A 24,972-nucleotide genomic window follows, 5' to 3' on the forward strand; every position below is an offset into this window, starting at 1 on the left:
TATCTTATGGCTATTTGTCACGAAATTAATTATGAGTTTATTATATTCCAACACAGCATTAAATTTTCAAAGAGTCAATTACAAGGACCGTTTAGCTAGTCTTCATTTAACTCTTGAACAAGTTTATCTAAAAAGAACGATATTGTATTTCTGTCAGATTGGGTTCCATAAAGATTAACGCTAAGTATTGCCTGACCATCAAATGTTGAGATAGCTAACTGAAAATAGGGACTATATTTAATTGAGCCAGTCATATATGCTTTAGTAATTTCAACTTTCCCAAACTTAAGCCTTGTCTTATCAAGTATCCCTATATTGGTGAATGCAATTAATGGATTAGTGAATTTCTTTTTTATGATACCCCTTGCCAATTTATAAGGGAATATCTCAAAAACCTTTTCCATTAAATTGATACTTTTAACGCAGGCAATATTTAATTTTTCTTTGTCCATTGCCCTTTTTACTTTACCAAGAGTCTGCTCAAATTCTGTACCAATCTCAGAACCTATATCGCAAGTAAGATTAGTACATAAATTACAAATACCTTCTGCTTTTCTACTCGGAAGATATTTTCTCATGTCTACTGTACAAGTTATACTAATTACACGTCCAAATATTTGAGAAAGAACCCTTAAGTAAGCTGTAAGGATGACATCATTCACGGTAGCATCATGCTTTTTGGCATAGGCTTTAATTTGACAAAAACGCTCTTTTGAAATCCCTCGAATCTCAATAAACGGGTTACTAATATCCCCCTCAAGTTCAAACTTAGCTGGATCAAGTGAAAACATATCATTTTTACTAAATATTATTTTTACTTTGTCACCTACTGAAAAGCCCTTTAATATTTGGCTTATCCTTCTATTGCCCATTGGTGTTGGAAAATAGCTTGAGTTTTCTTTCATGTTTGAGTAAATATCAGCCAGCATATAAAGATAATCCTTAAATCCAGCAGCATCGCATAACATATGATTAATTAAAACACAGAGGGTATCCCTTTTGTCATCTCGAATAACCTCAATCTTAAGCTGCGGACCATTTAGAGCATCTATTTCTTTGCAGATAAATGCATTAATATTTTTATCCGTATTCGATGTTACTACAAGCTTTACCATATCATCTGCTGTATATCCCCTATCCTGCCAATAAGCTTGACTTTTACTTTCATTGAAACTACTTCTAATAAGAGGAAATGCTTTAGCCGAAATATTTACTGCCTGTTTAAAACGATCTAAATCAAGTTTTTCCGCAAGTGTTGCTACAAAATGCAATGTATGGTCATTAATATTTTTAACTCTGAAAAGGTGTTGAAGTGTATCCCATGCTTCAACTTGATAATTAAGATGACTATTTGGCATTTTACTGCACCCTTCCTTCCACCTAATACTTATAATGAGTACACAATATCTAACTATTTTTACTTAACTAATTATATAATAGTTATATGATTTCAAATGGTTATACTTGTATAGATGTAAAAATATATTTTAAATTAATTCTGCATAAACTACTCTTTCAAATTGAAGTTTTTACCCTGTTCATAATTTCTATGGTCTTATTATCATCTGCCAACATCTTTTCATTTATTTTATAGGGAGAACCATGGCAAATAGTTATTGCTGTCATATCATCTATAGTTACCTCTTTCAATTGCCATGAACATCTGATAGTTGCATTTTCACAAAAATATTTTCTTAATTCATCTTTATCTTGAGATGCAACACACTCCCAAAATTCATTAGCAAATTTTTCAACACCATATTATTCAATTTTCAAAGAACCACTTACTTCTCAATAATTTCATGCTTTGAACTAACTTTTTTGTATTACAAAATAAAAAATACCGCTTATTCATTTGAATAATACGGTATTTCTATATCTTCATATATAATTTTATTTTCATAATATAAGAAATGTTGCTAACTAAATGAATTTATAAATCAAAGGTTATCTATAGCCTCATTGAGATTATCCAACAAATACTCGTAAAAATTATCATTTCGTTCTATAACTCCATCTTTATCATGCATAGACCACGTTACAACAGGACACTCATTGTCTTTTATTCTATCAGTATCTAAACAATATATCCATTCTCCAACATCCTCTATAACTACTAAACCTTTAGGCAAACCATATTTCCGATACTTCTCTGTACTGTTCACTACTGATAATTTTTTCTCTTTATTAACTCCGATAATATCAAATCCTATACCTCCACAGCCATATGTTTTTACATACCACTTATAACTTTCTGGTAGTATAATTCCAAGTTTAATTTCAATTTCTTTAATTAAAGACTCTTCTGTATTCCCCAGAAAAAATCCTTCATCATAATAATTATTTATCAATTCGGTTATTTTTTCTCTAATATCATTCATTTATGTAACCTCTCTTTGTATTAATATAGTTCGTCCTAAATTACTATTGCGTGTAAAAAATGCCTCAAATTCATTTGAATAATACGTTAATTTAGAAATCTATTCATTTTTATTTATAAACTCCTAATTTAATATATCTTCAATTTTTCTTCTTACTTTCACTGGCAAACAGCCTTCCAATGCTCGCTTCAATACTATAGTTTTTTTAATTCCGTTTGATAAAAGATATTTTTCTATCATCTTTACTTTTGTTTCCCTGTGATTAATCCAAATTGATTTAGCAATATAGATGCTCCAACTGTTTATTATGTTTGTTCCCATTCATTTCGTATTATTCCGAATAAAGTACAATCTTGAAAGCCGTCACGGGTTTTATAGTTGTGTCGTAAGAAGCCTTCCTTGCTCATTCCAACCTTTTCCATAACTTTCCCTGAAGCAGGATTTTCTACTGAGTTATATGATTCAATTCGTTCAACATCCGTATTTTTAAACATATAATCAATAACAGCTCTTGCCGCTTCGCTAGTATATCCTTGACCCCACCAACAGCTACCGATCTTGTAACCTAATTCAGCCTTAAAATCATGTTCTGAAGTTATCAAGATACCAATCGAGCCAATCATTTCGCCGTCTTTTAGATACATTCCCCAGTAATAAGTGGAATCAGCTTGATACTTGTTAACCCACATTTGAATCATTTTCTTGCTATCATCAATTGTTTTATGTGCATCCCACCTCAAAAAGCGTGTAACTTCCTCATCACTTGTCCAATTCCTAAACATCATTTCCGCATCAGTAAGTTCGAGTTTCCGTAATGTCAATCGTGTAGTTTTTATTGCTTGTGTTCCTGCATGCTTCACTCCTTTATTCCTCCTCTACTAAATATAAATTTTTCACATAGTATTCGATAGAAATTGTGAACTATCCTCTCGCTTACAAATTACTAATTAGCTCATAACAAATTATAAGCTTTAATATTTAATATTATTAAACCATTCAGTAGCATATTTGTTACTAATCACAGGGTATTCATAATCCCATTTATCCATAGTTTCAATAGCTATCTTCTGGAATAAATTCATTGTATTTAATAAAGCTTTCATTATATCTTTATCAGAAAATCGTGCATAAATATTTTGAAATTCTTTTACAACCCACGGTTCTGCCCAACGTTCAATAAACTTGCCATTATGCCAAGTATCATAAGCTTTGCCATGTAAAGCATGTGAGTGATATTCTATCATTTTTAAAAGTAATTTTTTCATATAACCATCTACACATGTTATTGAAGCCCAGAGCTCACCTCTCATAACCTTTTTGGAAGCCCATATAACATGAAAGAAAAATTCACTGATAAGATTCTGAATTTCGCTTTCTGATGGAATAGAAAATGATTTATCCAATTGTGCCACACGACTTATAATATCTGTGAAATTATCTTTATCTAGAAGCATTTTATAGGATCTTGAAACTATCTCAGATAATTCATTAATTCTGCTAAAATCATCTGCCTGTAAAAAAATAAAATCTGCATCCATAGCATTTTCAAAAATAACACGTCTTTCCATACCTCCAGAAACCGTTTTTTCAACAAATGATATATAGTATTTTCCAAGGGAGCTAATCCATTCATCTGAATTAATAAAAAAATCAATATCTGAAACAAATAACATAACATCAATATCTGAATACTCATCAGCACAATCAATTTGCCTTGACTGAGATCCAATTAGAACTTCTGCTTTAACGAGTTCAGATGTTTCTCCATATTTAATTATTTTATCTACTATATCTTTATATCTGCTGTCCATACACATATTCCCCCATTTCATTAATCATATTTCAAATTCAATACTTTAATGCGGATACTGGATATTTGTCTGAAGCCAATGTTACCCTATTATTCTTGACGCAATATTTTATTACATTTATAAGTCAATTATAACATATTATCCCAATACTATATTGTTCAATTTTCAAAGAACACTTACTTCGCAATAATTTCATAATACTTAGTACTGCTTTTGTATTGCGAAATAAAAATGCCGTAAAATCCAGTTCTGAATATTACGGCATTTATGATTACCATATTTTAAGTTTTAATCTTACCTATGTAAGAAATATTTATAATAAACACCTTGAAATAGTAAAACTATTTCACTAAATCATTTTTTGGATAAAAGTAGTCTAATACAATAGCTCCTAATACATAGGGTAATAGATTGAAAGCAAAAAATTGAATAGCGAAGATCCCATCAACATTAAAGTGCCTATGGATGGGATTTAGTATTTGAGTTGCAGTCATTATTGCTACATGAAACCCTATCGGTGTCCATACATTTCCTGATTTTGCTCTAAAATAGCCTAACATAAAACCATATCCCGGTATAAATAGGAGTTGATCCATAGAATACAACGCTCCTATAAAATAAGCGAATAATGAAAATATCACGGATTGTATAACAATCGTTATCCAGTTTGGAAATAATTCTTTTAAGTAACCATAAACATATCCCCTAAAGATTAATTCTTCTGGAAATGCTTCTATTAAAAATACAGTCACTAATAAGAGCAATACACTTAATAAAAGTTGATTTAAGTCTGTTTTTACTGTTATTTCAGACCAACCAGTCAATAAACAGATAGCTAGACCTATAACCGCAGGAACCATCCAAATCAAGACTCCAACAAAAAAGGAAATTATATTATTATTTAATCCATTCATTCCAAACTGCTTCCATGATATTTTATCAATTCTTCGTGCAAAATTAATTAAAATAAGACATAGGATTGTAGTTGTTAAAGCAATAAGCAAATGATTTTCACGATTGTACTCATTACCTAAAAACACATTATTTAGGTAAAGAATAAACTTCCAGATTAAAATTGAAAACAGTAACATTATACCTATTCTCAACATTATTTTATTTGCTCTCAATAGCCCCTTCCTCCTTGCTCAAAATTTACATATTTATATCTTTACTTCACACTATTTTATAATAAATCAATCATATCATATTTATCCATTATGGTGGGTCAACTTTACTCGTTAAAGGTGGGTCAGTTTTAAGTATAAATCAACATCCAATATCTCCTTAATTAATTAATTAAGAATATTATTGTATAGTTAGCTCATAACAAATTCATGTTTTGAACTAACTTTTTTGTATTTCAAAATAAAAAACACCGCTTATTCATTTGAATAACACGGTATCATAATAACTTAATATTTAATTTTATTTGAATAATATATAAGAAAATTATACATAAAATAGTTCTATTTGCTTTTATGAAGTCTTTGCTTGCTAATAAGTTCAACTATGAAACCTATAAGACCAAATAAAAAAGCTATTGTAAATAACCAGAATAATATTCTGCTTCGATTAAAATTTGAAATAGCAAGATACCCTGTAATTATAAGTGAAGTTACTAAACCTATATTAATACTTATTTTCAATGATATTCCTCCTATCTGTATAGACAAACCTTGCCTTCTTATAATATCACTTAATTGTTCAATATTTTTACAATTATGAATCAATTATATCATATTTATCCAACACTACATTATTCAAATTTAAAAGAACCACTTATTTCGCAATACAAAAATACATGATGCTATTTTTGTATTGCAAATTAAATACACCGCTTATTCATTTGAATAATACGGTATCATAATAACTTAATATTTAGTTTTATTTGAATAATATAAGAATATCATGAAAGAATGTTAACTTTTCTTTTATACAAATTCCCAAATAAATAATATACTCCAAACCCTAAAAGAGAACCAAAAACATTCAAGATTATATCATCTATATCACAAGCCCCCATGGAAAATATCAATTGCACCACTTCCATGAGCAAACTTATAATCAAAGACACTAATAAGGTATTTTTAAGCCTATTACATTTCTTAAACAATAAAGGCAGAAAAAAGCCAAGTGGACTAAAAGCAAAAATATTACCCAATAAGTTTTCAATTGAGATACGGATAGAGGGGCCGCCTTGTAAATATGGAACTATTGTATTTACTAAAGGAATAATATTTATTTGGGTTATTTTTTGTGAAAAAGGTATTTGAGTTCTGTGTTTCGCCATAACTAAAGCAGTTCCATCTTTTAAGATAATCACGTTCACAAGAACTGCTAAATAAACTATAAAAAAGAACGAAATTAATAATTTAAGACCTTTTGAAGTTAGTTTCTTATTCAATATTTTCTCTCCCCGCCATTTTTAAAACTTAATACGCATTATTTTACAATTATGTATAAATTATATCACATTTACCCAACACCGTATTATTCAATTTTAAAAGAAGCACTTGCTTTAAAATAAATTCACAATACTTAGTACTACTTTTGTATTGCGAACCAAAAAATACCGCTTATTCATTTGAATAATACGGTATTAGCATAACTTAATATTAAGTTTTATTTGTATAATATATAAGAAGTAAAGTGGAATAATAAAATCTTATTAAAGTTGCTAATGTCTCATACTAAAATAAGGTCCTAAATATCCCTCTTCATGTGTTTTTATATAAGTCCAATTAAACTCTTTATCCACAATATAAATATCTGACTCCTCATTTAAATCATCTACATTAAAGCTAGATGCGCTCTCTACAATTAGTGCATCATTAATTCGTTGATAAAACACATAACAAGAACCTTTCGGAATATTATTAAATGCTTTATTAGCTTCTTCACCTTTTAAACAAACTCTTTTTTCATAGCTAAATAAATGCCATAAATATCCACCAGAATCATTTAAGAAAATATGCTTTTTTTCATCAGAAGTTAAATGATTAGCAAAATTTTCTTCCCATTGTTTTCTTAAGAAAGATCCCCATTTTGGAATTTCTATTACCTTAATATTTTTATCTCTTAATATCCTTGCTAATTCCACTAAATCCCTCCATTAAATGCTTATTTGCTACATAACATAAAAACATTCCGTCCTAATGAATTTTTTCTGCATCACATCTTAATCTGTAGAAATACTGTATAATTGTATCTTCATTTTCAATACTTTCTTTCATTTTAATCAATGTTCTTTTTCCTATCCTTCTGTCTAAAATTAAAAGCATTTTCACTAATGGATTTTGGGTTTTCATGCAATCTTCTATTGGAGTATTTAAGTACTTATACACCGTTTCTATAAATTCTACCTGTGAATAATTGCCTTCTACTGGTGTTCTGTAATAGTCTCTTTTTAAAGTACACATATTATAGACTTCTTTTCCATCTACAGTTATATACGTCCTACCTATGCCATCATGCATTCTATAATTAGAACAATGAAATTCTACTCTCTCCCTTAAAGAATCACATATAATTCCTTCTAATTGTTTCTTGATTTTACTCCACATAAAAGTTTCACCTCTTAACATTAAATTCTGCCTATATTGACTCCCAGTATTCCACTATTTTTAACTAATATTAACCTTCAAAGTAATTTGCTTATATTTTTAATTGTCTTTTATTGAATTATATATTTTTTCCGCAGTAATCATAAAATCTGTAAGTTTAAAGTTTTCATTAAACGATTTTGAAAATACGTCACAAGTGACTTGCGCTATTTCCTCTACAGTACTATTAATAGTTATTCTTCCTAATATTTTTCTTGATTCACTATCAAACTCGTCACTTGGTGCCCCTGGCAATAATCCGTAAAGATTAAACTCATCAATCGCTTTTTTCACTATTTCAAACATTTTACCTCATCCTTTAACCATTATCTTTATTTATTAGCAATGTTTTACAATAATAAGTCAATTATACCATATTCATCCAATGCCGTATTATTCAGCTTTCGAAGTAATAAATATGCTTAACCAGAATAATTTTTATCAAAATAGTCTTTAGAATATGAAGTGAAATATTGCATACCAGTTGATTCAATCAACTTAGATAAATCATTCAAATACATTTTATCAATTGTTAAATCAAAAGTACCACAAACCCCAATATTTAAGTCATCTTCTTCTAGAATATAATATCTTAATATAAAACCTATGTTTTCTGGGTAAATTGTAATTCTTACATAATCATCTCCATCTCTTGAATCAAAGAGTGACTGTGTATCCAGTAGACTTTTTTCATAATCATTCCATTTAATTACCATTGAATTATTAATAAATCCATCATGTTCATGCCAATCATGATTTAAATAAATTTTACTATCATTGAAGTATTGTTTTAGGAATAATGAAACTTTTTGTAAACATAAAAGTAGGTCAGTTATATCTATATATTCATGGCCTAAATGAATTGTAACTTGGTTAAAAGGATAACTTGAAGTTTCCCACAGTGTATGTAATTTTTTATCCAACTTAATCAACTCCAGTTCAGTATAGTAATTATTTTTTAGTTTGCATAAATTTCACTGACTCCATATAATTTAATAATTCTAAGGCACTACTAAAAATTGAACCACTCACAACCTTTATACTTTTCAGGAATGTCTTTTTTTGAATCAATCCATTCAAGCGTTTCAATAAATATTGAAGGCATGTTAGGAAAAATCCATTTATTTAAATAAATAATAAAATCCTTTTCATCATAGCGAATGGCCCCACCTATGCGATATTTCTTTGCATGTGGACTCTCATGTAGCCATTCTTCACAAAAATCTATACAGTATTTTCTTAAGTTGTCCCCAACTTCATTTGGAACTGAATAAACAGATGGACTATTATCTGCACTTAATAATACATACTTCACTTTGCTTACCTCCTTGTATTAATAGAAATAGTTCCGTATAAACACCTATTTATTTTTTTCTTATATACTATTAATTTAAACTCCACATTCCATCAATACTTACCTTATCATTATACTTTTTTATAATTTTCACTAAATATTTTATATCTTTAGTAGAAAACCACGATTTAGGAAACATTATATATCTATTAATAAATTTATTAGTTTTTTTCTTCCCCTTAATTATTACAAAAGTTAGTGGATATCGAAGATTTAACTGGTTTATTCTAATAGACTCTATTTCATAAAATTCAAATTTCTTTTTACTGAATACCTTCTTTAATTCTATTGCTCCATCCCTAATTTCTATTTTTATTTTCTTTTTGATTAAAAATAGAATTGTTATTGCATAGTTAAATATAATCAGTGTAACTACACTTAACCAAGAGGTCATAAGAAATACATCACTAGTCTTAATATCCTCTAAGGGAGCTTTTCTAATTAGGATGTATGTAATAAAAAACAATGATACAGTAATAAAAATACTAACTATAAAATAGCCTGTAAACTGCTTTGGATATATAGTCTTATCAATGTTCTTACACTGATTTAATTTATTTTTACTCATGTTTTCCTCATATTTATATAATAATTTTTTAAAATAATTAACTAAAAATATATGCTATAACTAATTCATGAAATTAAGCTTTATTATAAAATCATTTATAATAAACAGAATTGTTCCAAGTGAACAAAAAATAGAATTACATACTTGTATTGCTATAGCTAAAACATATTTATAATTTCTTTTATCAAAATATATATTATTCATAGAATAAATAATTAAATTTTTTGATAAAAAGTCAGTTATTATTAACAGAGCAAGGATAAAAGAATTCAAAACAAGAAATAATCCAAAATAATTTTTGGGTCCAAATATTTCATTAGTTTTATACCATTTTATTGCTGTAAATGTTATCTCTATAGGGATAAAGATCTTTCCTTGTATCATCAAAAGTTTTTTAGCTCCTAAAATATTTTTTTCTACAAAATAAATAACAAACAATAAAATAAAAGCTCCTGTTCCTAAAAACACATAATTTAATATATCCTTCATTTGTTCTCCCATGTTAAAAAATAATATTTAGTATGTTTCTATAAAAAGTATATCATGATTTTAACTTTAAAAAAATTATTATTACCTTATTATTCAATTTTCAAAGAGTCTATTACTTCACGTTATTTTTAAAATACTAAGTACTATTTTTGAATTGAGAACTAAAAAATACCGTAAATTCATTTGAATAATACGGTATTATCATAACTGTATATAAATTATTTTATTTCCATTAGCGCAACAAACAGATCACTTTTTTCCCCTGGAATCTTGTACATACCCAAAGCATTTAAATAGTTAACAGCCATAGCAACTGACTCATACGCCATAACTTCATCACATTCAAACCCTATTTTTTTAAACACTTCATAGCCAGTGTATTCCGTTAATCCTTTTAGTAAGATGGCATCTTCTCTTATCTCATTTGTAAAGCTTGCATTAGCCCAACCCCACATCCAAGTATTTTTTTGATGTCCCCAAGTCCCAATGCATACAATATTAAATTCTAGTGAGACTTCGTCATTGTTTTTAAGTTGAAGCGTCTTGGTTTCTTGATCAAACCAGTATCTATCATATATTCCTATATTATAAGTATTAAAAAGTTTTTCCTGCTTTTGTTCCATTTCCTCATAACATTTATCAACAAAATTACCAAACTGCTCTTCAGTCATTAATAACACCTTCAATCTATTTTTTATTTGAATTGAATGCCTTTATCTAGTTAATTTACAATCCTCTCATAGCTTTATGCATCCACATTACTATTCCATAAACTATAGGAATTATAATTACTACACATACAGTCTCAACTAATCCTACAAAACTCAAATTAATTACTGAATCTAAAAAAGATATTATAATTGCTATTATATAGAAATACATAAAGAGCTTAGCAGCAGTAAACAATGATTTATCTTTTCCTTGAAACTTGTCTATCCAAAATATTTTATGTAATAACGGTCTTAAGGATTTAAGCTTTTCAAGCATATTATTTTCCCCTTTAAATAAATATATCTTCCAAAATTGTACCATTTCAAGATATTATAATAAATAAAAATTTACCATACTCTTCACTTTCCCAAGAATCGCTAACTTTATATTAATTCCAAAATACATAATACAAATTTTGAAATGCTAACCAAAAAACACCACTTACTCGTTTGAACTGCCCCTTGTCTACTTAACAATGAGCAGTTCAAACAAGACTATTACTACCTTTTATGCATAAAACCTTAAAAGAACTAATCTTCTTGGATTCCACCTTCTTCCATAATGTATTTATAGTAGTGTTTTATTGCTTTTTCAACTATCGAATTATATCTTGCATTGGCATTTGGATGAACAAGCTTTAATTGATTAATCATTACAACAATTGACTCCTTTAGACTAAATGTCTTTTTTAACACAGCCTCATCATCTTTAATATCATAGTCTATCATACTCAATTTTCTATTGAATTGAAGAAATACTCCTTTTTTATCTTCACCATCATGTTCACGACTAACAACTTCCCCAGGATCAATTTTAAAATTTTTAACCGTTCTCCCATAGCTTTTCTCCCCATCATCCCAAGTACCCCCTACTGTAATATCATCTTTATTTCCACCAAATCCATCTGTTACTCCTTTTTTATCCTTATTTAAATCTTCTTCCACCAATACTTCCCCCCTATATTTTTTATTTATTCTATATTATATGCCTCCACTATCTAATATAACTATATGGTTATTCTACTTTATGGTTTGTCGACTTTATGGTTATTCCACTATACAGCTACTAAACGTATTAGACTGGTGCTGAGAAAAGAAATATTAGATTTTTTCAACTTAATTCAAACTTTTTTCACGAAAAAACGCCACTTTTTTATTTATTGTTTTACTTATATAGTATAGGCAATTTTTAATAGGAAGGAGGTGACTATATTAACGGAAGCTAAAAAAGATCCTAAAAGCTCTTCTTTAGTAATAGAACTAAAATCAGGAACAAATGATTCTGGAGCAGATACTTTTAAGAAAAAGAGCTTTTCTAATGTTAAGGTGGATGCACCTATAAACAATGTATTAATTGTAGCTAAGGCAATTGCATCATTACTTGATGCGCCTATTAGAAACATTATGCTAAATGAAGTTTCTATATTATCTGAAGCCTAGTATATTTTAAAAAATAATTACAAAGGAGGGATACCAATGAATTATGTTCTTAGCCTTATATTTTTAACAGCAAGCGGAGATAAAGCAACTTTCTCTGTTTCAGATGTTAAACCTGACCTGCCTAAATCAGAAGTAGTTAAATTAGCTAATGCCATATTAGAGCAAAACATCTTCACCACTAAAAATGGCGATCTTGTGTCTCTATATTCTGCAAAAATGGATGAAAAGAAAAGTACTAAATATGAATTAGACTAATCCTTTTAAAATATTTGAGAGGCTGAATTATTTCAGCCTCTCTTCTCATAAATTTGTAATCAATTCCTATAAAGCTCTGCTTTTTAAACTCATCTTTTCTTTCTTTATCTAAGTCTGCTTTATATTCCACTTCTAAAGAAATACGTGTTAATATACTCTCTGTCATTTATACTACCTCCTTTCACAAAAAATGAAACTTAGTAATATACTAGTCTAAAGGTGGGGGATGGTGTGATCTATTTGCTTTTGAAATTGTTGTCTGTGCACTGGCAAAATTGCTGAGGGTGAAGGGCGAGGTTCGCTAATAAAGATTATTTAAATACATCTATGTTTTTCATTTTCAGTAACTTAACAAAGTCTTCTTTGCAATTACAATATTCCTCACATTTACAAACTTTTATTATTAAGTTATTTCTCATCTCTTCTTTCATTTTTTTATATTTATCCTTTATTGGCTTAGTGTTAATATTTACAGCAGTAATTATTAACAATGCTACACAAAGTTCAGCTATCGTATTTCCAGTAATAGTTCCTGTTAGTGCTTTATAATTTTTAACACTAATAATAATAGCAGTTATATATGTTCCTAGTTCAACTTTTTCACAAAGGTTAACTGTTTTTTGTTTAGATATTAAATCATTATACTTTTTTATAATTCCTGGTTTTAAGTTTTCATAAAAATATTCCTGCTCTAATTCTCTCATTCAAATACTCCAAATATGTTTTTATAATATATTATTATGAAAACTTAGCAAATATACCAAATTGCTTATCTGTATTTCTTTGCTTTTATATGTAATATAAGAGCAAATATAAGACATATTGCAGTTGGAGGTAAAAATAATACGCTGTGAATTAAAGCATCAAGATCAGCCCCAGCAGAAGCATAGGGGCTATACTCTTGAATATTATAAAAATAAAATATGCCTATTAAATAACACATTAATAGTACGATTCCAATTCCAAATAAAACTCTTGATTTAGTTTTAGAACTCATTTGCTAACCTCCTGCATAAGATACAGATACATTTTAAATAAAATATGATGGATGAATTAGAATTTAGCTTTATATTAATACGTATTAAAAATTCCATGTAGTAATATACCAGGTGTTAATGAACCAGATGTTGCATAAATCTTTCCAAATAAATAACCAAACAATATATAGTATGGGAGCGAATTTATATTATGCCCAAATCCACCTAAATGGCTAAATGCAAATAAAAGTGATTGAATAATATTAATCTGAGTATAATTTAATTTTGTTTTACTCAATCCATTAAATGCACAACCTCTATAAACAACTTCTTCTAATCCATAATTAGAAATAAAATTAGCAATTACAAATACTAAAAAGTTAACAATATTTTGATAATTGCTCCTACCTCTTAGTCCTGTATTCAATAAAAAGTAAGCACTAATTAACACTGCAACTATCCAAAATAAAGTTGTTTTATAGTTGAAGTTTTTTAATTTAGTTTTACAGATTCTAAATACTATAAATAATAATAAAAGGTTTAATATATATGGAATCCATATATTGGTGATATTTGTCAATAACTTATTTCCTATTAAGCATACTACGGTATAGTAAATTACTATCCAAAATGAATTACCATTTTCTTTTAGAGTCATTATATTATACTTATATTTTTTCTCAAAAAGAATGGTATATAAATTCATTAATACAATACTTAATATAATAACAGCCATATATTTAGCTTTATTAATACTAATGAAATTAGATTTATAAAATAATATAGATATTATTGAAATAAATATTACTTCAACAAGTAAATTTTTATAGTCAATTGTTAGTTTTTCTTTAATTTTAAGCATTATTTATTCCACCTTTAATTATTTAGCTTCTTAACAAATTACTGTTTAGCTCTATAACTTAATTCCTCATCATCTTACAATTATAAGTTAATTCTATCACATTTATCCAATACAGTATTGTTCAATTTTCAAAGAACCACTTACTTCACATTAATTTCATGTTTTTAGCTAACCTTTTTGTATTGCAAAGTAAAAAATACCGCTATTCATTTTGAACAATACGGTATCATAATAACTTTATATTTAGTTTTATTTGAATAATATAAGAACATTGTGCAAGAAATTCACCACAGCTAAAGTGTCTCATCCAACTTCTGAATCTTTGAATTGGAAATTAAATATACATTGCCTAAAATATCGATTTTGGCTCCCTTTACACGTACAGCACAGTCTTTGTTCGACGCATAAACATTCATTTCTTCTAATAAGGGAGATAGATCTCCTTGAATCTGCGTAATGTTATTTTCAAGATCACAATGAGACAGGACAGAAAAATCGTCAAGGCCTATACCATCGTAAATAGAGCTTATTTCACCTTCATAGCCAGTGTATTTAGAGCATAACCATTTAGAGGACATGTTTATCGCACCAGCGCTTGTTCCCATCACAACAGCTCTGCTTTTTTTAATCAAATCCGACAATTCATATTTAATTAAAATACCGTTCTGTTCAATGGTCTTTCCACCCAACAAGAAAATTACCGAAGCATTTTGAATTAATTTTTGTGCCTCTTCCTTCTGTATACCATAATCAATTAAATGATATTCATCAAACTTAATGTTGGCCTGATCAAGCCACGAGCGTTCAGTAGCACCAACTTCCTCATCTTCATGAAGAAATGGATTGGCGCTAATCATAACAAGCGATTTTCTATCAGTTATATCTTCATGCAACAACCTGACAAGCTTCTCTAGAAAAACATCGTTAAACCAACCCAAATAATAGTGTATTTTCATAAGTACCTCCGTAGTAAAGTTTATATTATATAAATAGTCTGTAGCGCACCTTAATTTACAATTATGAATAAATTATATCATATTTATCCAATACAGTATTGTTCAGTTTTCAAAGACTATTTATTTTATAGATTTATAATTTGAGTATATGTTTCCTATTTAAAATATAAATCTAACATTTTACATTATCAAGATTACACATGTTTATTCATACTTCATAATTCTGAATCTTCTAAGCAAAAGTCCTGTTGTAATAAATATAGCTGTAGCTATAACACCTGTGATTGGATTTAATAAGATATCCCCTATTTTAGTTAATGAAACAAATCCACCTGTCATGACCATAACATTAGGTACTGCATCTTCAACAGTATGCATAAGCACACATGGCCAAACAGACTTTGTAATCCTATATATTTCTACATACATAATAGTCCAACATACCATTAATATACATCCTATTAAAATCATATTACCTCTTGATATTGATTCAAAATAGATATCTGGAAGAAATACAAGATAATATGGGACGTGCCATAATGCCCATACAAGACCAGAAATACCGTAAATATACCAGTCATTGAGTTTTAATTCAATAAGTTTCGGTGTTAAATAACCTCTCCACGCAAATTCTTCAAAAATATTCTTAAGTAATCCCCCAGTAACAGAAGCTATTGCAAATGATAAAAATGAACCTTTTGTGAAATTTGACACCTCAATTAAGTTAAAGATCTTTGCTAGTCCAATAGTTATTGCTGTTACTAACAGATAAATTCCTATAGATAATATATACCATTTCTTGTTATCTCTTATATTAAGTTTAAGACCTATGTTCTTCCAGTCTCTATACACTATCCTTAATATTATTCCAGTCAAAAAAGGTAATATCAGCCATAGTCCCATGCCCAGAGAGTTCCCCTCTGGCTGTTCTGTAAGAACTGAGTCAATGGCTACTCCAATCCAGCCACTTGCAAGAGTTATTATTATAAATATAATTAGTTTGCGTATATTCTGCTTCTTCACTAAAATTATCACTCCTTTACTTTTTAAGAATATCTAATATCCATTTCTCATCAGGTATTGGATTATCAGGATTAAGTGCTATAGCTTCTGCAATACCTTGAATTGAGCACCAAAATGAAATTGATAGAGCAAGAGGATTTCCTGAACGAATTTCTCCTAACTCTTGTCCTTTTTCTATTAGAGGTACACTCTGATTGATAATGTCATGCTGCGCAAGTAACTCACCTGCCTTTTGTGAAATATGAGCAGCATTGTATACTGCATATCCCATAAACACAAACATCTTTGCGGAAAATGGATTACTCCTAATCAGCTGAAATAAATCTTGAATGTTCTTCTCAAATATCTTCAATGGACTAAGATCTTCCCCTGGCATAAAAACCATCTTTTCACAACCAATTTCAATAAGGGTTTCATATAAAGCTTTTTTTGAATCAAAATAATGAAACATAAGTCCAGAGCTTACTTCAGCTATCTTACATATTTCACGGGTAGATGTTCCATAATATCCTTTCATAATAAATTGATCCAGTGCTATTTGTAGAATTTGTCCCTGTCGTTTTTCCCTTTCCTTATCACGATTTCCCAAATAATAACCCGCCTTTCTTAATTAAGCACATGCTTAATATTGAGTATATGCTTACCATATCATTCTAATTCATACTTGTCAAACATTATCAAATGAATATTCCAATGGACAGAGAATATCTACTACTTATGGCTTCTGGTTAAAAAAATTCAGCTATAAACATATAAAAGTTTATAGCTGAGCTATATTACGTGATATTTTTATTTAATCTGTGTGTGATTTCTCAAATTATACAGCTCTTTTCTAAAATCTTTATTATTTTCACTATTATTGCTCTTCAAATTCAAAGGAGCCTCAAAAAAACTAATTAAGTATTTTTCAAACTCCATTGGGTTTTCAATAGAAATATAGTGCATCACTAGATTATCCTTCATCCATAATGACAATTTTTCTTCATGCTCTGGAATAAAGCTATACTTGGATTTATTTTCTTTATACAAATATCTTTTTTCTAAGTCAAACAATACTCCTATACTTTTTCTTAAAGTTGATGTTCTTGCTTTTCCATTAAAATGATTTTTGTAATCTCTTTTTCTTAAACTTTTTACTTTTGAAGTCGGTCTGCCTGCTATTCCCACATATATTACAGGTAATCCGTTAATATATAAAAACTCTAACTCCTTCATCTTAAGTGGTAGATCTTCTATACATTTAGCACATATTACGTATGCTCCTGCTTCGTCTGGTAACTTAGTTGGTGAATCTTCCTTAGGTAGAAATATATTAGCCTTTAATTGCTTCAACAAATACTCAAAGTTCATGTTATTCTCCTTAAATCATATTGATTAGTTATAGTATGCAATTTGTATAAATAGTTGTGGGTATAAAAAATGCAGGTGATGGGTTGTCACCTGCGGGTATTATGGATGGTTGTCTGCGCCTGGGAATAATTGCTGAAGGTGAAAGACTAGATGTGGCTGCTGCAAATTTAATTAAAACTCTAATCTAGTGCTATTTCTTAATAATATTCTAAATCCTATTTTTAATTATCACTCTTTATATTTTTATATAACATAATCAACTCATCTAAAGATATATTTATGCCAACTATTTTTAATAAATTTTTTCGCTCATTATATAGCTTTTCCAGTATAATTTCAAATCCCTTGCCCATATGTATTTGTTTGTGACAATTACAGCATAAAGAAACAATATTTTCTTCAACATCAAGAGATACATCAAAACTACTGTGGTAAGAGATTGGAATTAAATGATGAGGTTCAGTATAGTTTAAATCCGAGTTTCTCCTAGTAAATGTTAAATGATTAGTATCAAATTCACACTTATAATTTGCATGATTCAAAGCATTTATTGATATATTTCTACTTCTAGGATATAAATATTTATTTTGGACATACACAAGTTCTCTCTTCCCTTTAGGCTTACCTCCATATTCAACGCAAGAGTCATTATTAGAAATATCACTATTAGTAATATCTGAAATAAGCTCATCATCTGAGTAACTATCCTCTGAAAATATTTTTAATTCTTCAATAGCTTTAACAAGTTCTTCTCTAAGTGTCCACTCCCAAGTCTTTGGCTTTTTATCAACTTGTTTGCTTTTCATCACAACAATAAATCTTGTCCCTTTAGCTATGTTACCTATCCCCTTAACAACAAATCTTCCAAGTTCTTTTTGAGCTCTCCCAGCCAAACCATTGATAATTCCATTTGCACTCATACTGTGCTCGTTGTACTTTTTCCCTATATAACTACAGCTTGCTGAGTATCCGGGCTCTATATACCATTTTCTTATAGCTTCTTTGCTTTTATCATCAAAAACTTTAGGATTAATTAATAGCTGTTTCCATTCTTCTACAGTTATATCTATATCACAACAATACTCATCATCAATAATTTCACATATTTTTTCTATCATGCCGCTCCTCCAATGTATAATAAATCTTTATATTCCCGTGTTAAATAAGATTAATCTAATTTTATAGATATTTTTCTATTTTACTAATGACAAAAGCTTATCACTCAATATCTTCTCTTCCCCACTCCCTACAGTAGAAAATCTTAATATAGGTATGTCATATTTTCTCAGTATCTCATCCTTCATTTTATCTCTTTTTAGCTGAGCTGGGTTATTTTCATGATACTTGTATCCATCAACTTCTACTGCTAGTACTGGCATTTTATCGATTTTGTTAAATATGACAAAGTCATTATGGGATTGTGTTTTTACAACAAATCTGTATTCTTCTTCATTTAATTTTGACGTATCTCTTATAAGCATCTTAAGAGGATGATGTAAAACTTTATCAAGTATCTTAAACTCATCTTTTTCTAAGATCTTTTCTATCATATTGTTCATTAGAATTTCTGAAGAATACTTCGATACTTTTTTACTTTTATTCAACACTTTTAAGAGTTCCTTAGAGTAGCATTTATAAAGTAAATCAAAAATAGAATAAATCTCACTATTTATGATTTCAAGGTTATTATACTTTATATATCTTATCAAATCTCCAATATTGCTATTTTTACTTGAAGTATAGTTGTCAGCTACTATAAGTATCAATTTATTCTCTGCTCTTGATATTGCTACATTTATAAGTTTAGGATCATCTATAAAATTATTTATATAGTTAGAAACTGTAGTTAAAATGATAGTTTCCTTTTCTCTTCCTTGATATTTATGAACAGTATCTGCTTCAATATCAGTGGTGTTAAATAAAGCTTGAAGTTTTTCAGTCTGTGCTCTGAAAGGAGCTACTATACCAATAGATTTATTTGATTCCCCTATATCCAAGACCGGAATAACTTCTTCAATTATTATATCTATTTGTCTTTGATTAAAGGTTCCTCTAGCGTGATTTCCTTTAACTGTCTTATAAACTGTAAGAGGTTTATCACCCTCATTTTCTTGTGTTAATATGATAAGTTCATTGTTATAAAACTTCTTATTACAAAATCCAATTATTTTAGGATGACATCTATAATGCTCCTTTAATATAGTTCTAGGAACATCCTTAAATAGCTTAATCATTGAGGATAACAAACTGTTATCTTTATAACTATATGCACTATTTAAATCAAATTTTTCGAAGATTTTACTCGTTTCACCTTTCAAATCATTATCAACTACAATAGGTAGCTGCTTCAAATCACCTACAATTACCGCATTTTTAGCACAAGAAAGTGCCAAAGACCCACTAACTATATCAACCAGAGATGCTTCATCCACTATTATATAATCAAATAAATAATTTTCGCTTGCACAGCTTCTTAAAGCATGCGTAGTACTTAGGATTACTGGATACTCCTTTATAAAGCTATCAAAGTTCTTCCATAAGTCATTTTTTGAGAATTTAACTCTATTTTCTTTATTTTTAAATCTACTAGCTAAATTAGCTTGAAGAAGTAGCATTGAATTTCCACTGTACTCTCCCATAGAATCTTTAAAACTATATCTATCCAATTCTTTTTCTAAACTTTCAATATCTTTATTTAATTCTTTTATTCTTTTATCATAATAGAGTTTTTTAAGATGATCCACTATATTCTCATAAGGTTTATTATAAAAATCAAAAGTGAAGATTCCATGAGATACTAGATTACTAAGCTTATGTCTAAACAAAAATTTATTATATTTTATAATGTCAGCATTATATTTGACCAATATTGACATTACTTTAATAGAGTTATGCCTGAATATGGATCTGTATGAGGTATTATACATGGTATTATCATAATAACTATTAAAATACTCAATTTCTGTGGATAATTCCGAAAGCTCTTGTTTCAATGATGCTAATGTATTTTGTTTATCTAGCATTTCCTCAAGCTTTTTCTGAGAATTTATTAGTTTAGCTTTTATCCCTTCAAGTTCATCTTCACTCTTTTGCCAGTTTTCTATATCTTTATTATACTCTGGTTGGTTATTGAAGAAGTTCTCTTTATTTACTTTATTGCCTAGGTATGCCGCTATAAATCCTACCCCATATTTTTCAAGCTTTTCTAATACATTTAACGTAGCAGAGTTGTTATTAGAAACTACTGCAACAGTTTTATTATTTATTATGGCATTTCCAATAATGTTAAGTATGGTTTGAGTTTTTCCAGTCCCAGGTGGGCCTTCAATAATACTTATCTGATTAGTTAATGCCTTATGAGTCGCTTCTTTTTGACTAATATTAAATCCAAAAGGGAATATAGTATTTCCTACATGTTCTAGCTTTTCAAATTCTCTAGGATTTAAGTAGATGTCTAAAACACTAAGTGAATTAATTGTTTTTATCTTATTGTATTCTTTATTCAAAAAACTATCTTCTTCATCCTTAGATACTTTAAGTAAGGGTGATAAACTTTTAAGATACTCAAAACAATTGTTTGAACCAGCCTTATTCAAACAAATTTTTTCAATTGTTAGATTGCACATAGGATATAACTTATTCTCTTTATGCTTAAAAAAAACTCTAATATAATCATCAAATCTGAAAATCTTATCTATGTCTGATATTAGCTGATTATTCTCATATAACCTTGTAGCTTCTACATCTAATTCAGCAGGATCTTTTATCCACTTAAGCTTATTATAGTCGCATAAGCAAGGTTTTCCGTCTCTCAAAGTAAAGTGATATATTCCATCAATTAGTTTATAACATATAATATTGCTAGTTTCATCTTTACCATTTATAAGTACAAGGTGTTCTTTTATATTCAATATTTAAGGTCTCCTTTTGTTTTGGTGTAAGTATACTGGTATTTTACCATTTATTGATAGTAATATCCAATTTTTATAGATAGTTATGGGTATAAAAAATGCAGGTGATGGTTTGTCACCTGCGGGTGTTGTGGATGATTGTTTGTGGTTGGGTATAGTTAAATTAGACTTAAAGATAAATATTTCCATATCTTATATACTTATGTGTTGAAAATTACTTATTTATAAATACCACATTTAGTACCCCTCTTTATATCACCAATCTAATTTTATTAATAATATAACCAACTATAATCATGAAAAATACAAATTTTAAAGTTGCTGGAACCTTATCTCTCCAAAATTTAAATTTCAACTCATTATTTATCCAGTCAATTTGCATTTCATAAAAAAAACCAAAGTGTGCCCACCAATTACTGAACCAAATTTGCCTACTTATTGAGTTTTGTGAAGCAATTTCTACTATTTCACGCATTCTTTTCTTTTCTAAACTAAGTAAATCATTGTCATCTAATTTCTGTACTTGATTATATATATCTCTAAGTTCATTAAAAAGTTCAATTAGCATTACACCCTTATTATTAAATTCTTCTTTGTTTTCAGAAGATAAATCTGCTACTAATGCAATAATTCCTGCAATTATTAAAATAACTGAGATAATATCATTTATACTCGAAAACTGATCTTTATAAAGTGATGTCATTTGAATAATACCTATACATATTAATATAAAACTAAGCAATCTAGGAACACCAGATAAGATATCATAGCTTTTGAGGTGTCGTTTTGCTCCAATCCCAATATTATATCCATTCTCTGCTAAACTTTTTAATAACGCTTCCTTTTCAATTTTATTTTCTCCCATTAAAGTTCCCTCCAGATATTCATTGAAGCTTTTTATAATATTTATTTAATATGTTTAAATATGCTACAACTTCATAAGCAAATTAAATGAATTTTTATAAAATCAATGGTTTCTTTTAAAGCTTGTTTGTAATTTATTAATTTTATCGCTGTATATAATTATCCGAAAACTATTACCTACTAAGGTTTAAATTTATCAACAATATAAGCTGCTATTGCTTTATCAATAATATCACCAGCAGATGCAACAGAAGTAACCCACTCTTTCATTTCACTATATGGTAATACACTTGAAGCATATAATACTGCTCTTTTATCCCAAGATGCAAGCTGTTCTACACCATCTCTATAATCTCTAAACCAACTTGTATTTCTTAATTTATACGCAAATATAGCTTTATCTCTTACACTTTTAACACTTTTTAAATCTAAGTTATTTCTATTAAATTCAATAAAGTTATCATGTTGAAATAAAAAACTAATCCATCTATTGATATACTCTATATCAATATACGGACTAAACCAAATATTTTTTAGTTGCTCTTCATACTTTATAATCAATTCCGTATCAAGAACTGTTTTTAAATATATACTTATCTCTCTTATAACTGGCATAAAAAAATCAAATTTATCTAAAATAGTCTCAACTAAATTACTGACTCTAAATTTTGTAGCCTTCTTTATTATATATCTGATAAAAGAATAATTTAAATTCTCTTCATCTAAAAGACTTTTTAAAATAGTAAAATAACAATTTTCTAAAATTTCAGCTTCTTCTTCTTCTGTTATCCCATATGTTTTTATTGCATCATGTGGCAACCTACTATTAAAGAATGAATATGGTGATTCCTTATATATATCCTCAAAAATTATTTGTAGCTTTTCATCTAACAACTCAGTTTTAATAGAATTTTTAACTATCTCCTCTTGATTTTCCTCATCTTCTTTATAGTTATTAAGGAAATCTTGTACTGAAACTAATTCGGTTTTTGAACTTGCAAAAACTAATCTATGTGATGAGTATAAATATTTTGAAATTCCATGCATTGCTTCAATCGCACCTTTTTTATCTTTAAAAAATATTCTCATATCATCAACATATCTCACAAAATCACTTGTGTATTCTAAAATTTTTCTATCTACATCTCCCATTACAATCTCAGATAATATAATGCTTGGAGCTGGACCAACTGGGATACCTCTTGCAGTTTGTCTATTTAAATCATTTATAAACTTTTCAACAACTTTTGCATGTCCATTTAACTCTCCATTAGCAGCCTCGTCAATTAAATTTTTTATATTTGACGTGTATATTTGATTATAAAAAGCTGTTATATCCGCTACTATAACATATCCATCTATATACTCCTCACACAATTCTTTTGTTCTTTTAGTAAAATCAGTCCATCCTACTTCTGACTCGAACAATGATCCATTGCTATCTGGTAAAATCCTATATGAATAGACATTTTTCTTTTCTTTAGGTATTCTAAATTTTTCAACTTTATCCGCAATTTCATATATAAGAGCAGTATATATAATTGAATCTATTGGATCTAATTGATGAACTACTCTAAAATTATTATTTTTTTTTGGTGCTAAACATATGATAGGTGAATGTGCTGAATACTCGAGTAAATTAATTTTACTTATATATGCTTTAATTGACTTCCAATCATGCATTATGGCAGTAAATTCAAGAATTTTAGGAAAAAAATCACTATCATAATAAGTTCTTAAATGTTTCATAGCCCATTCAATACTCGTTTCTTTCAAATAAAACATTTCTATCCTCCATTTTCACGAGAAATTTTTTAAGTTAACTTATATAATCTAAAGTTTCCAATCCCATATTTAAGATTTTATCTGGTTATTAAATAAATTCTTTATATTTCCAACATATTTTATTCAACAATTCTATCCAAATTCCTTCTAATCTCAACTAAATATCTTAATTTATAATATAATGCAACCTATTCTTACATCATAATAATAGTATTCGCAATATAAAGTAGACTACATATATATAAGTATTACTACTATATCATTTCAAATAAAAATATTTATTAGGCCTTTCTTAATATAAGCCATCTTTGACCTTAACATGTATAATAGTCGCCGTCTATATTAAATTAAAAGTCAATCGTTGCGCTTCTCACCTTTTTCAAATTTCATTTATACAGATTATATGTAGTTTAACAGAATAAGGAGTATTTCTGATAATTTTAATCTAGATAAACTTTAATATTAATTTTCGTACTGTTGATACTCATGTCATTTTTGCTATTCTGCTACACTCACATACTCTCTAGTTCTTTATAAGAAAAAAAGAGCACCTTTTTAGAGCAATGTCATTAAGTTAAGATGATACACTCAAAGAGTAGAGTATGTAGAAATACATGCCCTGCTTTTTTTTATA

Annotated in this window: 32 protein-coding genes; 2 read left to right on the top strand and 30 right to left on the bottom strand. The window is 28.3% G+C overall.

The genetic code is table 11. The annotated features are described in order from the left end of the window. Positions 1–95: 95 nt before the first annotated feature. From L1S49_RS12235 to L1S49_RS12315, 18 genes are all read right to left on the bottom strand, one after another. Entirely contained in the window at positions 96–1,358 is a 1,263-nt protein-coding gene (locus L1S49_RS12235; protein WP_238904786.1) for a hypothetical protein, read from the bottom strand. Between the two features lie 157 nt (positions 1,359–1,515). After that, on the bottom strand, positions 1,516–1,650 hold the full coding sequence (locus L1S49_RS23255) for a hypothetical protein (protein WP_275299586.1): 135 nt from the start codon (positions 1,648–1,650) through the stop codon (positions 1,516–1,518). Positions 1,651–1,940: 290 nt separating this feature from the next. Beyond that, positions 1,941–2,381, bottom strand: coding sequence for an SMI1/KNR4 family protein (locus L1S49_RS12240; RefSeq protein WP_238904788.1), 441 nt, complete (start codon positions 2,379–2,381; stop codon positions 1,941–1,943). A 305-nt stretch (positions 2,382–2,686) separates the two neighbouring features. After that, on the bottom strand, positions 2,687–3,241 hold the full coding sequence (locus tag L1S49_RS12245) for a GNAT family N-acetyltransferase (RefSeq protein ID WP_238904795.1): 555 nt from the start codon (positions 3,239–3,241) through the stop codon (positions 2,687–2,689). Between the two features lie 111 nt (positions 3,242–3,352). Then, complete coding sequence (locus L1S49_RS12250) at positions 3,353–4,192, bottom strand: aminoglycoside 6-adenylyltransferase (protein WP_238904798.1); 840 nt, start codon at positions 4,190–4,192, stop codon at positions 3,353–3,355. A 341-nt stretch (positions 4,193–4,533) separates the two neighbouring features. Continuing rightward, complete coding sequence (locus tag L1S49_RS12255) at positions 4,534–5,319, bottom strand: type II CAAX endopeptidase family protein (protein ID WP_238904800.1); 786 nt, start codon at positions 5,317–5,319, stop codon at positions 4,534–4,536. A 339-nt stretch (positions 5,320–5,658) separates the two neighbouring features. Continuing rightward, positions 5,659–5,838, bottom strand: a complete 180-nt coding sequence (locus tag L1S49_RS12260) for a hypothetical protein (protein ID WP_238904823.1) — start codon at positions 5,836–5,838, stop codon at positions 5,659–5,661. A 260-nt stretch (positions 5,839–6,098) separates the two neighbouring features. After that, positions 6,099–6,596 (bottom strand): VanZ family protein, encoded by a 498-nt coding sequence (locus L1S49_RS12265; RefSeq protein ID WP_238904827.1) that lies wholly within the window; start codon positions 6,594–6,596, stop codon positions 6,099–6,101. A 273-nt stretch (positions 6,597–6,869) separates the two neighbouring features. After that, complete coding sequence (locus tag L1S49_RS12270) at positions 6,870–7,292, bottom strand: DUF4275 family protein (protein WP_238904830.1); 423 nt, start codon at positions 7,290–7,292, stop codon at positions 6,870–6,872. 52 nt (positions 7,293–7,344) lie between these two features. After that, positions 7,345–7,755: a hypothetical protein gene (locus tag L1S49_RS12275; RefSeq protein ID WP_238904833.1), complete on the bottom strand. Its 411-nt coding sequence runs from the start codon at positions 7,753–7,755 to the stop codon at positions 7,345–7,347. 99 nt (positions 7,756–7,854) lie between these two features. Next, complete coding sequence (locus L1S49_RS12280) at positions 7,855–8,100, bottom strand: hypothetical protein (protein ID WP_238904836.1); 246 nt, start codon at positions 8,098–8,100, stop codon at positions 7,855–7,857. A gap of 116 nt (positions 8,101–8,216) precedes the next feature. Further along, positions 8,217–8,717: a hypothetical protein gene (locus L1S49_RS12285; protein WP_238904839.1), complete on the bottom strand. Its 501-nt coding sequence runs from the start codon at positions 8,715–8,717 to the stop codon at positions 8,217–8,219. A gap of 89 nt (positions 8,718–8,806) precedes the next feature. After that, entirely contained in the window at positions 8,807–9,109 is a 303-nt protein-coding gene (locus L1S49_RS12290) for a hypothetical protein (RefSeq protein ID WP_238904842.1), read from the bottom strand. Between the two features lie 70 nt (positions 9,110–9,179). After that, complete coding sequence (locus tag L1S49_RS12295; protein WP_238904844.1) at positions 9,180–9,716, bottom strand: hypothetical protein; 537 nt, start codon at positions 9,714–9,716, stop codon at positions 9,180–9,182. A 60-nt stretch (positions 9,717–9,776) separates the two neighbouring features. Beyond that, positions 9,777–10,205 (bottom strand): hypothetical protein, encoded by a 429-nt coding sequence (locus L1S49_RS12300; protein WP_238904847.1) that lies wholly within the window; start codon positions 10,203–10,205, stop codon positions 9,777–9,779. 218 nt (positions 10,206–10,423) lie between these two features. Next, positions 10,424–10,885 carry a DUF6882 domain-containing protein gene (locus tag L1S49_RS12305; RefSeq protein WP_238904907.1) on the bottom strand — a complete coding sequence of 154 codons (462 nt, stop codon included), beginning with the start codon at positions 10,883–10,885 and terminating at the stop codon, positions 10,424–10,426. A gap of 46 nt (positions 10,886–10,931) precedes the next feature. Next, positions 10,932–11,192: a hypothetical protein gene (locus L1S49_RS12310; RefSeq protein ID WP_238904849.1), complete on the bottom strand. Its 261-nt coding sequence runs from the start codon at positions 11,190–11,192 to the stop codon at positions 10,932–10,934. Between the two features lie 254 nt (positions 11,193–11,446). Continuing rightward, positions 11,447–11,860 (bottom strand): hypothetical protein, encoded by a 414-nt coding sequence (locus L1S49_RS12315; protein ID WP_238904852.1) that lies wholly within the window; start codon positions 11,858–11,860, stop codon positions 11,447–11,449. A 258-nt stretch (positions 11,861–12,118) separates the two neighbouring features. Between L1S49_RS12315 and L1S49_RS12320 the strand changes: the two genes are divergently transcribed. After that, complete coding sequence (locus tag L1S49_RS12320; protein WP_238904855.1) at positions 12,119–12,355, top strand: DUF1659 domain-containing protein; 237 nt, start codon at positions 12,119–12,121, stop codon at positions 12,353–12,355. Positions 12,356–12,391: 36 nt separating this feature from the next. Next, positions 12,392–12,610: a DUF2922 domain-containing protein gene (locus L1S49_RS12325; protein WP_238904858.1), complete on the top strand. Its 219-nt coding sequence runs from the start codon at positions 12,392–12,394 to the stop codon at positions 12,608–12,610. Here the strand turns inward: L1S49_RS12325 and L1S49_RS12330 are convergent. From L1S49_RS12330 to L1S49_RS12385, 12 genes are all read right to left on the bottom strand, one after another. After that, on the bottom strand, positions 12,591–12,776 hold the full coding sequence (locus tag L1S49_RS12330) for a hypothetical protein (RefSeq protein ID WP_238904861.1): 186 nt from the start codon (positions 12,774–12,776) through the stop codon (positions 12,591–12,593). The two genes, L1S49_RS12325 and L1S49_RS12330, sit on opposite strands and share 20 nt — an antisense overlap. Positions 12,777–12,921: 145 nt before the next feature. After that, complete coding sequence (locus L1S49_RS12335; RefSeq protein ID WP_238904867.1) at positions 12,922–13,314, bottom strand: hypothetical protein; 393 nt, start codon at positions 13,312–13,314, stop codon at positions 12,922–12,924. Between the two features lie 65 nt (positions 13,315–13,379). Continuing rightward, on the bottom strand, positions 13,380–13,607 hold the full coding sequence (locus L1S49_RS12340; RefSeq protein ID WP_238904869.1) for a hypothetical protein: 228 nt from the start codon (positions 13,605–13,607) through the stop codon (positions 13,380–13,382). A 74-nt stretch (positions 13,608–13,681) separates the two neighbouring features. Continuing rightward, entirely contained in the window at positions 13,682–14,449 is a 768-nt protein-coding gene (locus L1S49_RS12345; RefSeq protein ID WP_238904877.1) for a CPBP family intramembrane glutamic endopeptidase, read from the bottom strand. 293 nt (positions 14,450–14,742) lie between these two features. Continuing rightward, on the bottom strand, positions 14,743–15,405 hold the full coding sequence (locus L1S49_RS12350; protein ID WP_238904887.1) for a Type 1 glutamine amidotransferase-like domain-containing protein: 663 nt from the start codon (positions 15,403–15,405) through the stop codon (positions 14,743–14,745). A 204-nt stretch (positions 15,406–15,609) separates the two neighbouring features. Beyond that, a complete protein-coding gene (locus tag L1S49_RS12355) occupies positions 15,610–16,428 on the bottom strand; it encodes a CPBP family intramembrane glutamic endopeptidase (protein ID WP_238904889.1) in 819 nt (272 codons plus the stop codon). Between the two features lie 16 nt (positions 16,429–16,444). Next, positions 16,445–17,017, bottom strand: coding sequence for a TetR/AcrR family transcriptional regulator (locus L1S49_RS12360; RefSeq protein WP_238904891.1), 573 nt, complete (start codon positions 17,015–17,017; stop codon positions 16,445–16,447). Positions 17,018–17,217: 200 nt separating this feature from the next. Beyond that, complete coding sequence (locus tag L1S49_RS12365; protein WP_238904893.1) at positions 17,218–17,778, bottom strand: GIY-YIG nuclease family protein; 561 nt, start codon at positions 17,776–17,778, stop codon at positions 17,218–17,220. A 221-nt stretch (positions 17,779–17,999) separates the two neighbouring features. Then, positions 18,000–18,896, bottom strand: coding sequence for an HNH endonuclease (locus tag L1S49_RS12370; protein ID WP_238904895.1), 897 nt, complete (start codon positions 18,894–18,896; stop codon positions 18,000–18,002). Positions 18,897–18,971: 75 nt separating this feature from the next. After that, positions 18,972–21,689, bottom strand: a complete 2,718-nt coding sequence (locus L1S49_RS12375; protein ID WP_238904897.1) for an AAA domain-containing protein — start codon at positions 21,687–21,689, stop codon at positions 18,972–18,974. Between the two features lie 250 nt (positions 21,690–21,939). Beyond that, the gene (locus tag L1S49_RS12380) at positions 21,940–22,554 is read right to left on the bottom strand and encodes an SLATT domain-containing protein (RefSeq protein ID WP_238904899.1); all 615 of its coding nucleotides are present in this window, start codon (positions 22,552–22,554) and stop codon (positions 21,940–21,942) included. 179 nt (positions 22,555–22,733) lie between these two features. Further along, the gene (locus L1S49_RS12385) at positions 22,734–24,338 is read right to left on the bottom strand and encodes an RNA-directed DNA polymerase (RefSeq protein WP_238904901.1); all 1,605 of its coding nucleotides are present in this window, start codon (positions 24,336–24,338) and stop codon (positions 22,734–22,736) included. Between the last annotated feature and the right edge of the window lie 634 nt (positions 24,339–24,972).

Source organism: Clostridium sp. YIM B02506 (genome assembly GCF_022324845.1).
GTDB lineage: Bacteria > Bacillota > Clostridia > Clostridiales > Clostridiaceae > Clostridium_T > Clostridium_T intestinale.